Source organism: Agromyces protaetiae (assembly GCF_030866785.1).
Lineage (GTDB): Bacteria > Actinomycetota > Actinomycetes > Actinomycetales > Microbacteriaceae > Agromyces > Agromyces silvae.
On sequence record NZ_CP133018.1, the window covers coordinates 538,550 to 552,758 of the forward strand.

The 14,209-nt window shown below is 69.1% G+C and carries 14 protein-coding genes; 11 read left to right on the forward strand and 3 right to left on the reverse strand.

Translation table 11 applies throughout. The features are described from left to right. The first annotated feature begins 159 nt into the window (after window positions 1-159). From QU602_RS02515 to QU602_RS02525, 3 genes are read left to right on the forward strand one after another with little or no spacing between them, the layout of a single operon-like run. Complete coding sequence (locus QU602_RS02515) at window positions 160-888, forward strand: amidohydrolase family protein (protein ID WP_308798586.1); 729 nt, start codon at window positions 160-162, stop codon at window positions 886-888. Next, window positions 885-1,646, forward strand: a complete 762-nt coding sequence (locus QU602_RS02520) for an amidohydrolase family protein (protein WP_308798587.1) — start codon at window positions 885-887, stop codon at window positions 1,644-1,646. Before QU602_RS02515 ends, QU602_RS02520 begins: the two co-directional genes overlap by 4 nt. After that, window positions 1,643-2,824, forward strand: coding sequence for a DegT/DnrJ/EryC1/StrS family aminotransferase (locus tag QU602_RS02525; RefSeq protein ID WP_308798588.1), 1,182 nt, complete (start codon window positions 1,643-1,645; stop codon window positions 2,822-2,824). The genes QU602_RS02520 and QU602_RS02525 overlap by 4 nt, the downstream gene beginning before the upstream one ends. 86 nt (window positions 2,825-2,910) lie before the next feature. On the opposite strand, the gene QU602_RS02530 is transcribed toward QU602_RS02525, so the two are convergent. Next, window positions 2,911-3,609 carry an NAD-dependent epimerase/dehydratase family protein gene (locus tag QU602_RS02530; RefSeq protein WP_373692874.1) on the reverse strand — a complete coding sequence of 233 codons (699 nt, stop codon included), beginning with the start codon at window positions 3,607-3,609 and terminating at the stop codon, window positions 2,911-2,913. Window positions 3,610-3,804: 195 nt separating this feature from the next. Between QU602_RS02530 and QU602_RS02535 the strand changes: the two genes are divergently transcribed. Beyond that, window positions 3,805-4,749: an NAD-dependent epimerase/dehydratase family protein gene (locus QU602_RS02535; protein ID WP_308798590.1), complete on the forward strand. Its 945-nt coding sequence runs from the start codon at window positions 3,805-3,807 to the stop codon at window positions 4,747-4,749. Continuing rightward, a complete protein-coding gene (locus QU602_RS02540; protein WP_308798591.1) occupies window positions 4,749-5,822 on the forward strand; it encodes a dihydrodipicolinate synthase family protein in 1,074 nt (357 codons plus the stop codon). The genes QU602_RS02535 and QU602_RS02540 overlap by 1 nt, the downstream gene beginning before the upstream one ends. Before the next feature lie 13 nt (window positions 5,823-5,835). Here QU602_RS02540 and QU602_RS02545 read toward each other — a convergent pair whose 3' ends face one another. After that, the gene (locus QU602_RS02545; protein ID WP_308798592.1) at window positions 5,836-7,071 is read right to left on the reverse strand and encodes a hypothetical protein; all 1,236 of its coding nucleotides are present in this window, start codon (window positions 7,069-7,071) and stop codon (window positions 5,836-5,838) included. Between the two features lie 187 nt (window positions 7,072-7,258). Between QU602_RS02545 and QU602_RS02550 the strand changes: the two genes are divergently transcribed. Continuing rightward, a complete protein-coding gene (locus QU602_RS02550; protein ID WP_308798593.1) occupies window positions 7,259-8,176 on the forward strand; it encodes a Gfo/Idh/MocA family oxidoreductase in 918 nt (305 codons plus the stop codon). On the opposite strand, the gene QU602_RS02555 is transcribed toward QU602_RS02550, so the two are convergent. Further along, on the reverse strand, window positions 8,165-9,088 hold the full coding sequence (locus tag QU602_RS02555; protein ID WP_308798594.1) for a dihydrodipicolinate synthase family protein: 924 nt from the start codon (window positions 9,086-9,088) through the stop codon (window positions 8,165-8,167). The genes QU602_RS02550 and QU602_RS02555 overlap by 12 nt on opposite strands. A 140-nt stretch (window positions 9,089-9,228) precedes the next feature. Between QU602_RS02555 and QU602_RS02560 the strand changes: the two genes are divergently transcribed. The 5 genes from QU602_RS02560 (at window position 9,229) to QU602_RS02580 (ending at window position 14,201) form a co-directional block, all read left to right on the forward strand. Beyond that, the gene (locus QU602_RS02560) at window positions 9,229-10,449 is read left to right on the forward strand and encodes a sugar ABC transporter substrate-binding protein (protein ID WP_308798595.1); all 1,221 of its coding nucleotides are present in this window, start codon (window positions 9,229-9,231) and stop codon (window positions 10,447-10,449) included. An 80-nt stretch (window positions 10,450-10,529) separates the two neighbouring features. Then, window positions 10,530-11,492: a carbohydrate ABC transporter permease gene (locus QU602_RS02565; protein ID WP_308798596.1), complete on the forward strand. Its 963-nt coding sequence runs from the start codon at window positions 10,530-10,532 to the stop codon at window positions 11,490-11,492. Beyond that, window positions 11,492-12,367: a carbohydrate ABC transporter permease gene (locus tag QU602_RS02570; protein ID WP_308798597.1), complete on the forward strand. Its 876-nt coding sequence runs from the start codon at window positions 11,492-11,494 to the stop codon at window positions 12,365-12,367. Before QU602_RS02565 ends, QU602_RS02570 begins: the two co-directional genes overlap by 1 nt. Beyond that, window positions 12,364-13,266, forward strand: coding sequence for an N-acetylmuramic acid 6-phosphate etherase (locus tag QU602_RS02575; protein WP_308798598.1), 903 nt, complete (start codon window positions 12,364-12,366; stop codon window positions 13,264-13,266). The genes QU602_RS02570 and QU602_RS02575 overlap by 4 nt, the downstream gene beginning before the upstream one ends. Before the next feature lie 53 nt (window positions 13,267-13,319). After that, window positions 13,320-14,201, forward strand: a complete 882-nt coding sequence (locus QU602_RS02580) for an N-acetylglucosamine kinase (RefSeq protein WP_373692962.1) — start codon at window positions 13,320-13,322, stop codon at window positions 14,199-14,201. Window positions 14,202-14,209 lie beyond the last annotated feature (8 nt).

A 14,209-nucleotide genomic window follows, 5' to 3' on the forward strand; every position in this document is an offset into this window, starting at 1 on the left:
CGCTCGATTGAGAAAGAACTGTGTTGAGACAGTGACGTTCGAACGGCTCCAGCTTCGGCTGGGGCCGTTCTTGCGTTTTGGGCTCACGTCGGGATAAAATTTCGGCCGGGGCCGATATTAGGCTCCGGCGACGATGGTGTGTGGGAGTCTGGGGCGAGTGTGAGGGTCTTCGATTGCAATCGCCTGCTCGGGGCGCTGCCGTCGATCCCGACGGCGGGGTCCGAAGACGAGACGCTCGCGCAGCTCGACCACCTCGGAATCGACGGTGCATGCGTGACGCCGGCGTGGATGCTGCACGGGGATCCGCGTACGTCGGCCGAGTTCGAGGCGGCCTCGGGCACGAGCCCCAGTTCCTCACGCCTCGTTCGCGTGTCGGTGGTCATACCGGGCAGCGCGGCGGCCGGCTGGCCGAGGCATCCCGAGATGCTCCGCGGTGAGCTCGCCGTGCGCGCCTGTCCGGTCCGGCATCGATTCGACCCGCTCGGCCGGAGCGCGCTGGAGTGGTGGAGCTTCCTCGCCGAGGCGGAGATGCCGCTGCTCCTCGACGCGGGGGAGATCGGCCTACCGCTCGTCGCGCGCATCGCCGGCGCCGTGCCGCGGCTCCGCATCGTCGTTCTCGCCGCCGGATACCGCGAGAACGCGCGCATCGGCGAGCTCGCGTCCGAGCACCCCAACCTGTTCTTCGAGACCGGCACCATCATCGGTGCGGGGGCGATCGAGTGGCTGGCCGGCGAGCTCGGTGCGCATCGGATGCTCTTCGGTACGGGGGCGCCGGAGTGGGACGATGCCGGACCTCGCTTCCAGCTCGATCGCCTCATGCTCTCAGCCGGTGACGTGGAACTCATCGCCGGCGGATCATGGGAGCGCCTCGTGGGAGGTCGGCAGTGATCATCGACATGCACGGCCACATCGGGTCCTGGCGCGACTTCTTCATCGTGCAGCCCTCGGTCGAATGGCTGGTGGAGACCAACGCCCGAATCGGGATCGATGCCGTCGGGGTCTCGCATCTCGTCGCGATCGGGCATGACACCGTGGTCGGCAACGAGATGGCGTTGGCCGCCGCGCGCCGGTTTCCCGGACGCGTGGGTGTCTGGCTCGTCGCGAATCCGCACCGTCCCGAGGGGGCGGCAGAGCTCCGGCCGCACCTCGACTCGCCGCACGTCTGGGGATTCAAGCTTCATCCCGACGTCCACGAGTGCCCGATCACGGATCCCGGCTACGCCCCGTATCTCGATCTCGCGCAGGAGCGGGGTCTGCCGGTGCTCACACACGGACAGGGCGGCTCGCCCTGGTCCGATCCGGCGCTCGTGGCCGAGACATCCGCTCGCTATGACGACCTGACCGTCCTCATGGGGCATGCCGGACTGTGGGCGCACGCGTTCGATCGCGCGATCTCGCTCGCCAACGAGCACCCCGGTCTTCATCTGGAGATCTGCGGCTCCCGGCTGACGACCCGGTGGCTCGAGCGCATGGTGCACCGGGCCGGCGCCGAGAAGGTGGTCTTCGGAACGGACGCCGTCTTCCTCGACCCCCGCATCGGTCTGGGAAAGGTGATGGGTGCACGTCTGACCGAGCCTGAGCGCACGCTCGTGCTCGGTGGCAATGCGCGCAGGATCTTGCGGCGCGATGAGGAGGCCCGAGGATGACCAGGTTGGCGATCGACGGCGCGACCCCGGTTCACGACGGCTCGTGGCCGGCCTGGCCGCCCGCACCCGACGAGGCTCAGCGCGCGCTCGTGCACCAGGCCATGGAGAGCGGCGCGTGGAGCTCGTCGGCCGGCCCGCTCTGCGACCTGTTCGCCGGACGGTTCGCCGCCGCGCACGGTGCGTCGCACGGGATCACGATGACCAACGGGACGCTGGCGCTCTTCGTCGCGCTCCGCGCGGCGGGCGTCGGACCGGGGGACGACGTCATCGTCCCGGCGTACACGTTCGTCGCCTGCGCCACCTCGGTCGTGCTCGCCGGAGCGACGCCCGTGATCGCCGACGTCGATCCGGAACACCTGCATCTGAACGCGGCGGCCATCGAGCGCAGTCTCACCGACCGCTCGCGTGCCGTCATGGTCGTGCATCTCGCGGGGAGCCCCGCGCCGATGCAGGAGATCAACGACCTCGCTGCGCGACGCGGGCTCCTCGTGCTGGAGGATTCGGCGCAGGCCCACGGCGCGACCTACCGCGATGCCCCGGTCGGCGCGATCGGCGACATCGGCACCTTCAGCTTCCAGTCGAGCAAGGCCATGACCGCGGGCGAGGGTGGTCTCATCGTCACGAACGACGATGAGCTGGCGCGTCACGCCTGGTCCCTCTGCAATGTGGGCCGACGGCGAGGCGGGGCCTGGTACGGGCACGACGAGATCGGGTGGAACCTGCGGATGACCGAGTTCCAGGCCGCGCTGCTGCTGCCGTGGCTCGACCGGCTTCCGGGCGAGATCCGAGTGCGCGAGGACTTCGCGCAGGCGCTCACGGCGGCGATCGCGGGCGGGGCGATCCCCGCGAGCATCGTCGCCGACCCTGAAGGGACCACCCGCAACTCGCGCCACCTCCTGATCCTGCGGCTCACGCCCGACACGGACCGGGAGTGGGTGGCTCGTGCGCTCGAGGCCGAAGGCGTTCCCGTCGACCTGGGCTATCCGCATCTCGGCCGGATCCCGGTCGTCGCCGAGCATGCACGTACGTCGCCGACGCCAGATCTCGATCTGGTGCTGGAACGGTTGCTGTGGATTCGCCAGCCGATGCTCATGTCGGGCCGGTCCGGGGCGGCGACGGTCGCCGAGGCCCTCGCGCGGGTCCTCCGGGACCCCCGCGCGCGCTCGCAGGCCGCGTAGGCGTGCGGCGGCGATCCGGGTCGGTCGCCTCATCGAGTCGGCGCCAGCCGGGCGGCGCACCGTGCCGGATGCCTCGGTGGTGCCGGTCAGCGCCCTGTGGCACCCATCCGCGGGCGCCATCCGGCCGGCCGTAGGAAGGTCTCACCGTCGACATCGCCCGCGACGGGTATGGCTGTGTAGGCCCCGCGCCGGATCAGCGCCCACTCCACCGCGGCAGCCAGATCGCTCGGGTGGAGCGCGGCGACTGTGCGGCCGTCGGCCATCGTGGGTGCCGTGGGCTCTGCGTCTGGCGTGCTTGGTGACCGCCAGAGCGGCCAAAGATCCTCGGTCGTCGGCACAGCCAGGCGGAGCGACGTGATCGTGAGGTTCGTGTCCGCCGCCGCGAACGCCGCGCAGGTCTGCTCACCGAGTCGCTTCGTGAGGCCGTAGGGGGTCAGTGCGTCGGGGGAGGAGTGCGGGTCGATCGGAATCACGCCGTACTGCGCGTAGACCGACATGCTCGACACGTGGACGAAACTGCGGACGCCGGCGGCTCTCGCGCGCTGCAGGGCCAGGTACACGCTTCGCACGTTGACGTCGAATGCGGCGCGCACCTTCGACTCGTCGTGCATCGCGGCGCCCTTCGGCACGACGGCCGCGAGATGGATCACCGCATCGCGGCCCTCGATCGCGCGTTCGACCGTGGTCTCGTCGAGGGCGCTGCCCTGCCGGAACTCCGCGCCGTCGAGCCGGCCGGCGGTCGTCACGTCGAGCACGGTGAGCTCGTGGTCCCGGAGGTGAGGCACGAGGGATCGGCCGACCACCCCAGCCCCGCCGATGATCAGTATTTTCACCCTCGCCGTCCTTTCCGAACCGTGACGGTTTCATGGTAGCTTACTTACGGTCTAGGCCGTTATGATTGGAGCAGGATGCGAACGACGTCGGAGTTGGACGCGCGGTTGACGAGTCCGAGCGCAGGGCTGGTGGAAGATCTGGCGCGCGTGAGCGGGGACATCGCCGTCGTCGGTGCCGGGGGGAAGCTCGGTCCGAGCCTCGTGCGTTTGGCCGCCCGCGCACTGCAGGAGGCCGGCTCGCGCAGCACCGTCTACGCCGTCTCGCGTTTCGGGGCACCCCGGGCGCGCGAGGCCGTCGAGGCCGAGGGGGTGACGGTCCTCCCGGCGGATGTCACGTCCGAGCGCGACTTGGCAGGGCTTCCCGACGTCGAGAACGTCGTGTTCCTCGTGGGCGAGAAGTTCGGCAGCGCCGAGAATCAGACGTCCACCTGGGCGACGAACACCTATCTTCCTGGCCGGATCGCCGAGCGTTACCCGCACGCCCGCATCGCTGCCCTCTCCACCGGCACGGTCTACCCGCTCGTGTCCGCGCGGTCCGGAGGCTCGGTCGAAGAGGACCCGGTCGGGCCGATCGGCGACTACGCGATGTCCTGCGTCGGGCGGGAGCGGATCTTCGCCCACTTCGCGGACGTCCATCAGTCTCCGCTGGCGTTGATCCGCCTGAACTACGCCGTCGAGATGCGGTACGGCGTGCTGGTCGACCTCGCGACGATGATCCTCGAGGACGAGCCCATCGATCTCTCGATGAGTGTCGCCAACGTCGTCTGGCAGGGCTACGCCAACGAGGTCACGCTCCGATCCCTCGTGCACGCCGGCATCCCACCGCTCACCCTGAATGTGACCGGGCCCGAGACGTTCTCGATCCGGTATGCCGCCGAGCGCCTCGCCCGGCTGCTCGGCCGCGAGGCGCGGTTCGCCGGTGAGGAAGGCGAGACCGCCTACCTCTCCAACGCCACGAAGTGCCTCGGGATGTTCGGCTACCCGGAGCTGACGCTCGACGAGCTCATCGTGCACACGGCCGAGTGGATGCTCGCCGGTGGTGCGACGCTCGGCAAGCCGACGAAGTTCCAGAAGCGGGACGGGAAGTTCTGATGCTCGAGACGAGCCCGGTGGTGCAGGCCGACGCCCGCGCACGCCTGTGGGAGGGCGGCGTCATCCCCGCGCAGCCGCTTGCCCTCACCCGCGACCGCACGTTCGACGAGCGCCGACAGCGGGCGATTCTCCGGTACCACGTGGAGTCCGGTTCTCTCGGCATTGCGACCGCGGTGCACTCCACCCAGTTCAGCGTGCACGACGAGCATCGCGCGTACCTCGCGCCCCTCCTCGAGCTCGCGGCGGAGACCGTGGCCGAGTATCCGAACCAGAAGCCGCTCCTGGTCGCCGGCGTGACGGGCATGGTCCCGAAGGCCCGGCAGACGGCGGAGCTCGCAGCGGGCCTGGGATACGACTTCGTCCTCCTCTCCGGCTATGGGTGCGACGACCTCGACGAACGCCAGCTGCTCGACCGGGCGGCGGCGGTCAGCGAGGTGCTCCCCGTGATCGGCTTCTACCTGCAGCCGGCCGTGGGCGGGCGGGTGCTCTCGACGGACTATTGGCGGCGGATGGCCGAACTGCCGAACGTCGTCGGGATCAAGGTCGCGCCGTTCGACCGGTACGGGACCCTGGATGTCATGCAAGGGCTCGCGCTGTCGGAGCGCGCGGATCAGGTCGCCCTCTACACCGGGAACGACGACAATATCGTCTTCGACCTGGTGAGCCGGTTCCCGGCGCTCAATGCTCGTGGCGACCGGGTCGACCTCACGTTCCGAGGTGGGCTCCTCGGGCAGTGGGCGGTCTGGACGAAGACGGCGGTTGAGACGCTCGAGGTGACGCGGCGGGCGCGCAACGGGGACGTCGAGGCGACCCGCGAGGCGCTGCGCATCAGTCAGGCGCTGACCGACGCGAACGGTGCGATCTTCGACGCGAAGAACGGGTTCAAGGGCGTCATCCCCGGGATCCACGAGGTCCTCCGGCGGCATGGCCTGCTCGAGGGCATCTGGTTGCTGGATGAGACGGAGACGCTCTCACCCGGTCAGCTGCGCGAGATCGATCGGGTCTGGGACGCGTACCCGGAGCTGCGCGACGATGCGTTCATCGCGGAGCATCTCGACCGATGGCTGCGATGACCGCCGTGCGCGGTCACAGGGAGAGGCGATAGAGCGTGAGCGGGCGACCGGCGGACTCGGGGCTCACCTGACCGACCCGCTCCGCGTGCCCGGCGAGCTCGAGGCGTTGGACGAGGCGACGTGCGGTGCGCATCTGCACATCCAGATGTGCCGCGATCGCGCGTGTGGTGACGGGCGCCCCGTCCTGTGATCGTTCGAGCTCTTGCAGGCGTTCGATGTTCGCGAGTGACAGGCCGATCCGTGCGGCGAGCACTCCGGCGCTCAGGGGGGCCGACGCCTCGGCCTCGGCGGTCGAGTCGGCGGCACCGCGGAGCGTGAGGTCCACGTCGTGCCGGAGCGACACGACCGTGGCGGACCGCTTGTGCGCCTGGGCGCGCAGCATCGCGCGTTGCGCGAGCCGGGCGGCCTCGGATGCGCTGTGCCCCATGCCGAACCCGATGTGCACGGCCCGCGTCGACTGTTCCTGCGTCGCGTGGAAGGGCGACGTCGTGAGGTTGTGCGTCGCCCGTTGCAGGCTCCCGCGATTCGTGACGATGGCGACGTCCCCACCCTGACCGGTCGCGAGGAACGCCGACATCGAGCCGGCATCGGTGACCAGCGCGGCGTCGTCGGCTGCCAGCGGTGGATCGGCCCTGACCAGCCCGACGACGACGTGGGAGTCCTCGTTGACCTGGTTGGTGGTGAGCAGCATGAGCTCGGTGGCCGCCGCTCGGATCGCGCTCAGCGACGGGGCGAGACGCAGGCACGGCATCTCGGACTTGAGCGCGTCGTACACGGATGAGACACAGGTCACGGCCGTGTAGCCATCGTCCTGCGCCTGCCGATGGAAGTCGGCGATCATGCTCGACGTCAGGTCGGGGCGGTATCCGAGCACGCGCAGCTCGCCGGAGGGGATGCCGGCCTCCCCGATCGCCTCGACGACCTCGGCCTCACGCAGCGAGTCGATCGACAACCGGGTGACGTCGCGCCCGTCGAGGAGCAGGCGCACGACGGCGGTCAGCAAGGTGCTCCCGCTGTACTGCACGTACGTCGCGGGTCGCGTGAGCGCGGGCCTGCTGAGGAAGTACGGGATGGGCCCGGTGAACAGCCAGCCGTCGACTGCTCCGTCCTGCGAGGTGACGACCTCGGCGGCTTCGGACTCGTGCGAATACGGGAACGCGTGAAGCTCCGCGCCCGCCTGGCCGGTATCCGTGGACATGACCAGCGACACGAGGTCGTGAGGCCCGACCACTCCGATCCTGACTCTCACTGGTGCTCCTCCGGTTCGCCTCGGCTCTTCGCCCTCGAGGTGGACGCTCCCCGAGCCGCTCGAGGCGAACGGCGAACGCGGGGGATCGCACCTCAGCGTACCCCTGAGAGCTTCCGGTGGGGACCGGAATGGACGTTCCGCCATCGCCATGACGGCCATAGGATGGCCGGGTCAACAGAAGGTCGACATGCTCATCGGATTCATCGGGCTCGAAACGAGCCATCCGTTCTCCGACGCGGGGAATCTCCGTGCGCTCTGCCCCGACGCCGAGTTCCTGGTCACGGGCGAGGCCGACCGGGTAGCGGCGTTCCGTGCGGACAACGCGACGACCAGGGTGACGCAGAGCGCGGAGTCGGTCATCGCGTCCGCGCCCGATGTCGTCGTCGTCTCAGTGCGACCGGCCGACGTGGCCCACGTCGTCGAGCAACTCGCCGCAGCGCGGATCCCCGCCTTCATCAACAAGCCCGCGGCCGCGAGCGACGCAGAGGTCGATGCCCTGGTCGAGGCTGCGCGGGGAGCCGAAGAGCTCTTCCTGACGAGTTCGGTCCTGCGCTTCGCGCCTCGCGTGGGCGCACTGGACCTCGACCGTGATGACGTCCTTGCGGTAAGCGTGACGCTGTCGCACGACGTCGGCTGGTGGGAAGATCCTGCGTTCTCCTGGCAGGACGCGGATGAGGGCAGTGGTGGGCTCGTGCCGGTCATGGGGGTGCACGCGCTGGATGTCCTCGCGGCCGTCTTCGGCCCCGGCCTCGAGGTCGAGTACTGCCGGGTCGCCACGCGCACGCATCTCCGGCTGACGAACGGTGACGTCGGTCAGCTCGCAGTCCGCCTGCCGTCGGGCGCACGCGCGCTCATCGGCCTGGTCGGGGTGTCGTCGCGCGAGGAGTACGCGTTCACCTTCCACTCGCCGGTCGGCGACACCCGCCTCGTCCTGTCGAGCGATGTCGGTGAGGAGGACCCGCTCGGCTACGTCGGTACGGCGCGGCAGATCATCGCGATGGCGCGCGGGGCCGCGTCACCGGTGCCACTGCATGAGAGCGCGTCGATACTGCGCAGCCTCGCGACCGCGTCGACGATGGCTCGCGAGGCCGGGCTAGGGCGCTGAGACGACCGCGGCTCGGGCGGCTCGCGCCGCCTCGATGACCGCAGCTCTCGTGGCCGGGTCAGGCGCGGTGGCGCCCCGAGGGTCGAACCCGAACTCGGGCGGGATCGTCCCCTCGTCGACCGCGACCCAGAGCATGCGTTGCACGTAGGCGTCCATGGGTTCCACGAAGGTGGAGTTGGCGAAGGTGTCGAGGTGGGGAGACAGTCGGCGTAGGGTCGCCGTGTCATCTGCCCGGAAGGCCCGCAGGAATGCCGCGGTGAGCCCGGTGCAGGCGGCGCCGAGGCCGATCAGGGCACCGGACGCGCCCCACGACAGGCTCTCGGGGAGCATCAGGTCTTCGCCCGACAACACCGTGCGCCCCGCGCGTGCTGCGAGCTCGATCCCGTTCCGGCTCGCGCGCTTCGCGCGCAGGCGGGCCGGCTTGAAGGCGGCGACGGCCGGATGGTCGAGGAGCCCGGGCAACGCGGCGTGATCCAGCGGGGACGAGTACAGGTCGAACAGGATCAGCGGGAGACCCGACCGGTCCCACAGCTGATCGAGCCCGCGGCGGAGGTCCTGCGCGACAAGCGCCCGGGGTGTGAACACGAGCAGCGCCGAGGCGCCCGCATCGGCGGCATGACGTGGCCACTCGCCGATCTCGCCCGACTCGTCGAGCTGGACGCCCGTCACGACGAGGTCGGCGGCCTCGCTCGCTGCGAGGACGACGTCCTTCCGCTCTGCGATGGAGAGATGCGGGCCGCGCCCCGTGTGCACGGCGGCGGCGAGCCCGGACGCGCCGTCGCGCATCACCGCGTGTGCGTAGCTCGCCGTGACGGCCGGATCGGTCTCCCCTGACGCCGTCATCGGCGTGGCGATGGCGGCGATGAACGCTCCGTGCGCGCGCCGCGCGAAGTGTTCCGCCTCTGGGTGCATCGCACCAGGTTACCCACGCCGGAGCGGCGTGCCGGTTCCCGCCGGTTGACTTTTCGCAGCTCCCGGTAGTAATTTCGGGACAGGCCGTTATTATTCGAGCGAAAGAGGCAGCTGTGAAGAGAGTCATGATGGGTGGGGCCGTGGTGGCAGCAACCGCGTTGGTCCTGACCGGCTGTTCGAGTTCCGGCAGCGACACGACCGAGGGTGAGCCGTCGACGGTGACGGTGTGGATGTATCCGGTCATCGCGGACGAGAGTGCGAGCAGCACGTTCTGGGGCGAGGTCGAGTCCGAGTTCGAAGCCGAGAACGAGGACATCGACCTGGTGATCGAGCTGCAGCCGTGGGATAACCGCGACGAGAAGATCGCCACGGCGATCGCAGCGAACTCGGGGCCGAACCTGGTGCTGCTCGGGGCGGACCAAGCACTGAACTACTACGAGATCGGTGGTCTCAAGCCGGTCACCGACGGCATCGACGACGTCGATTCCTATCTGCCGGCGCCGGTGGGCGCGGTGACGTTCGACGACGAGATCTACGGGGTGCCGATCTACCAGACGGCGACGACGACCGTGTACAACCGCGCACTGTTCGAGAGTGCGGGGATCACGGACCTCCCGGAGACCTGGGACGACGTGATCGCGGCGGCACCGGCGCTCGCTGAGCAGGGCGTGGCGGTGTTCGACTATTCGGGGAGCCCGGAACTCACGCTGAACCTCACGTACTACCCGTTGCTCTGGCAGGCCGGCGGCAGTGTGTTCACCGAAGACGGCACCGACGTCGCGTTCGACAGCCCCGAGGGTGAGGCGGCGCTGCAGTTCCTCATCGACCTCCAAGCGGTGGGCGGTCTGCCCGCCGACGCGGCAGTGAAGAACAACGCCGTCGAAGGCGGCCCGCTCGGGACCGGCACGGCCGCGATGGGCCAGGGGATGAATCAGGCGCAGTTCGCGCAGATGGCGACGCTCCTCGGTGAGGACGTCGCGGCCGTCGGGCTGCCGTTGAGCGACGTCGACCAGGTGACGTTCGGCACCCCTGGCGTGCTCTCGCTGACGACCATCGACGGCAACGACGAGGCGTCCCTCAAGGCCGCCAACTTCATCGCCTCGCCGGACATCGCGCACCGGCTCAACGTCGCCGCCGCGAACTATCCGGTGCGCGACGATGTCGACGCCCCGAACGATGACGAGACGACGCAGATGTTCATGGACGCGCTCGAGTTCGCCAAGCCGGGTGAGGTCGTTCCCAACGCGCGCCAGGTCATGGCGGTGCTCGCGCCGAACATCCAGGCCGCCCTGCAGGGGAGCAAGACCGCCGAGCAGGCACTGGCGGATGCGGCGGCCGAGGCTCGGGCAGCCCTCCGCTGATCAGCCAGCATCCGGGGGTCAGGGCTGACCGTATGGTCGTCCTGATCCCCGGTTCGTGTCACGAGTGAGGTCTGAGAACCATGACGAGATCCGACGTGGAGCGTCCGCGGACGCTTCGTCCAGAGCCGCCGCCGCAGCAGGAGCCCAGCCCCAGGGCGGTGCGCAGACGACGGTCGTTCGGCAGCCGCCTGCGCGAGCCGGCGACGGCCTTCTTGTTCGTGCTGCCGATGCTGGCGTTGTTCGTCGTCTTCCGATTCGTACCGATCTTCGGTGCGGCGGGGATGAGTTTCACCGACTTCCGCCTCAACGGCGAGTTCGAGTTCATCGGCATCGAGAACTACGAACGGCTCTTCAGCGATCCCGTCTTCTTCACTGCACTGCAGACGACCCTGCTGTTCGGGCTCATCTACGTCCCGCTGGTGATGGTCCTGTCGCTGGCGACGGCGATGCTGCTCCATCACGTGGTCTGGGCGAAGGGGTTCTTCCGCGGCGCGCTCTTCCTTCCGTACGTCACGTCGTTCGTCCTGGCCGGCGTCATCTGGCTGTGGGTCTTCGCCGCCGACGGGCTGATCAACGGGACGTTCGCACACTGGGGCATTCCCGGCATTCCGTTCCTCTCCGGCGATCAGGCCACGGTGCTGAGCTCGCTGGCGGTGGTGACCGCATGGCGCGGATTCGGATACTCGATGCTCATCCTCCTCGCCGGGCTGAAGAACATCCCCGAGGAGCTCACCGAGGCCGCGATCCTCGACGGCGCCACCGGGCGGCAGCGCTTCTTCCGGATCACACTGCCGCTGCTCAAGCCAGTGCTCTTCTTCGTGCTCGTCATCGAGACCATCGGTGCGTTCCAGATCTTCGACGTGGTCTACGTCATGACCGGGGGCGGTCCGGCTCGGGCGAGCTACTCCCTGATCTACATGCTCTACGAGCAGGGGTTCAAGTTCTTCGACTTCGGGTACGCCGCCACCATCGGCATCGCCCTGTTCGTGCTCGTGTTCATCGTCTCGCTCATCCAGCGACGCTTCCTCGATCGGGAGGACTGATGTCCGGAACCGCACTCGCCGGCACCGCACTCGCCGACACCGCGTCGCGATCGTCGACGCGACGCAACCGCCGAGCAAGCCAGATCGCGATCATCGCGCTCTTGAGCTTGACCGGGATCTTCACCGTCGGTCCGTTCCTCGCGGTGCTCATCCTCGCGCTGTCTCCGGCCGGCGCGCCGACGATCCCGTACGCGTGGCCGGAAGCGCTCACCTTCGACAACATCATCCGAGTCCTGACCGCGCAGAACTTCCTGCAGTGGTCGCTGAACTCCGTGATCTACTCGGTCGTGTCGGTGGTCATCATCCTCCTCACCGCAGCCATGGCGGGGTACGCCTTCGCCAAGAAGCGATTCCCGGGGCGAGACGCGATCATGTGGTCGTTCCTCGCGACGCTCATGGTGCCGGTGCAGGTCACGCTCATCCCGATGTTCGTGTTGATCGCTTCGCTGGACGGGGTGAACACCTACTGGGGGCTGATCGTGCCGACGCTGGCGAACTCGCAAGCCGTGTTCCTGATGCGTCAGTTCATCCGAGGGCTGCCCGATGACCTGTTCGAGGCGGCGCGGATCGACGGTGCGAGCGAGTGGACCGTCTTCACACGCATCGTGCTGCCGCTGATCAAGCCGATCCTGGCCACCCTCGGGATCTTCGTGTTCCTCTGGCACTGGAATGACTTCCTCTGGCCGCTCATCATCGCGCAGTCCGACTCCATGCGCACCCTCACCGTGGGGCTCGCCGCGATGAACGCCGAGACCGTGTATCTCTCCACCCTCATGGCGGCAGCCGCCATCAGTGTGATCCCCTGCTTGCTGATCTTCGCGATCCTGCAGCGGTATCTGGTCAACAGCGTCGCCATGAGCGGGATCAAGGGATGACGGCGACGACGTCGCGGTCGACCGAGGCGCGGAACGACGCCACGCTCGATCTCGACCTCTGGAGTTCTCAGAGAGCCATCGCCGCCATCCTCGCCCAGGACGCCAAGGCCGTCGAGGCTGCGGAGGCCGCGACGGATGCCCTCGCGGCGCTCGTCGACGCGACCCTTCCGCGGATCGAGAGCGGCGGCCGGGTCCACGTGTTCGGGGCGGGAGCCTCGGGGCGACTGGCGCTGCTCGATGCGACCGAGACGGTTCCGACCTTCGGGGCCCCGCCCGGACTCCTCGTCCCGCACTTCCCGGGTGGTGTCGACGCCATCCTCGATCCGAGCATCGACTTCGAAGACGCCGACCGGCTCGGCGAGTCGGACGCGGCCGATGTCACTGGTGCTGACGTCGTGCTCGGCGTGACGGCCTCGGGAACGACCAGCTACGTCGCCGGCGCGCTGCGAGCTGCCCGGCGTGCCGGGGCCGTGACCGCGCTCGTCACGAGCAACCCGCTGGCGCCGCTCGCGACCCTGGCGGACCATCTCATCGTGGCGGACACCGGGGCCGAGGCGATCACGGGGTCCACCCGCCTCAAGGCCGGGACGGCCACGAAGGTGCTGCTCAACGCGTTCTCCACGACCTTGATGGTCAGGAGTGGGCGGACGTATTCGAATCTCATGACGAATCTCGTGGTGACGAACTCCAAGCTCCGCGATCGGGCGATCGCCGTCATCGAGATGGCGACGGGGTGCGACGCGGCACGCGCTGCCGGCCTGCTCGAGCTGGCCGATGGCAGCGTGCCGCTCGCCATCGTCCACGCGCGCTCCGGCCGGACGATCGGCGAGTGCCGAGCCGCGCTGAACGAATCGGCCGGAATCCGCTCGGCGCTGGATCGGCTGGAGCGTACTGGGTGATCGGTGCGCGGTACGTCGGGCTCGATGTCGGCGGAAGCGGACTCCGCGCCGAAGTGGAGGTCGACGGGGTTCGAAGGATGCTCCGGCACACGGGATACGTGGATCGACGGAATGGCCGAATCGACGAGGATGCGCTGACCGACCGAATCGCCCGCCTGCTGCATCCGGTGATGTCTGTGGGCGGCGCTGGGATCGAACGGCTCGTCATCGGCACCACCGGTGTGCCTGACCTGGTCGATTCCGATGTGCTGGCGCTTCGCGTGCGCGACGAACTCCGATGCGGAGCCGTGCTCGTCGTGAGCGATGTGCTCACGACGCATGTCGGGGCCCTCGGGGGCCGGCCCGGTGCGGTGATCGCCGCTGGGACCGGCGCGATCGGCTATGCCACCGACCACGTCACCGTCGAGCGGCGGGTCGATGGATGGGGGTATCTCCTGGGCGACGAAGGAAGCGGCGCGTGGATCGGTGCGGCCGGCCTGCGTGCGGCGCTGTGCGCGGCGGACGGCCGGAGCGGAGGTTCCGAGACGTTGCTCCAGGCGCTGCTCGGCAGCTTCGGGTCGACCGACGACCTCATCGACGCGGTGTATTCCTCAGCGACGCCGGGGTCGTTCCTCGCCGGCTTCACGCCGACCGTGGCCGCCGCTGCCACGACCTGTGGTGTGGCGGCCGGGATCTGGAACGATGCGGGCGCGATGCTCGCGCGCAACATCCACGCGATCTCCCAGGGAGTGCCGCCGCACTTCTCGTGGGGAGGCGGGCTGTTCGACGTCGGCGACCTCCTGATCCGACCGTTCCGCCAGGAGCTCGGACGGCTGGCGCCCGGAGCCGAGGTGAGTGCGCCGCGCGGCAGTGCCGCCGCGGGGGCATTGGCGTTGGCGCGCGGGGACGCCTCGACGCACGTCGGCAGGGCCGCGGAGTTCGCCTGGTCGAACTGACCATTGCG

Bases quoted from the DNA above. Each gene is read 5' to 3' on its own strand.
- QU602_RS02540 (WP_308798591.1), top strand. From the start codon at position 4,749: ATGCTCGAGACGAGCCCGGTGGTGCAGGCCGACGCCCGCGCACGCCTG.
- QU602_RS02565 (WP_308798596.1), top strand. From the start codon at position 10,530: ATGACGAGATCCGACGTGGAGCGTCCGCGGACGCTTCGTCCAGAGCCG.
- QU602_RS02570 (WP_308798597.1), top strand. From the start codon at position 11,492: ATGTCCGGAACCGCACTCGCCGGCACCGCACTCGCCGACACCGCGTCG.
- QU602_RS02550 (WP_308798593.1), top strand. From the start codon at position 7,259: ATGCTCATCGGATTCATCGGGCTCGAAACGAGCCATCCGTTCTCCGAC.
- QU602_RS02555 (WP_308798594.1), bottom strand. From the start codon at position 9,088: ATGCACCCAGAGGCGGAACACTTCGCGCGGCGCGCGCACGGAGCGTTC.
- QU602_RS02575 (WP_308798598.1), top strand. From the start codon at position 12,364: ATGACGGCGACGACGTCGCGGTCGACCGAGGCGCGGAACGACGCCACG.
- QU602_RS02525 (WP_308798588.1), top strand. From the start codon at position 1,643: ATGACCAGGTTGGCGATCGACGGCGCGACCCCGGTTCACGACGGCTCG.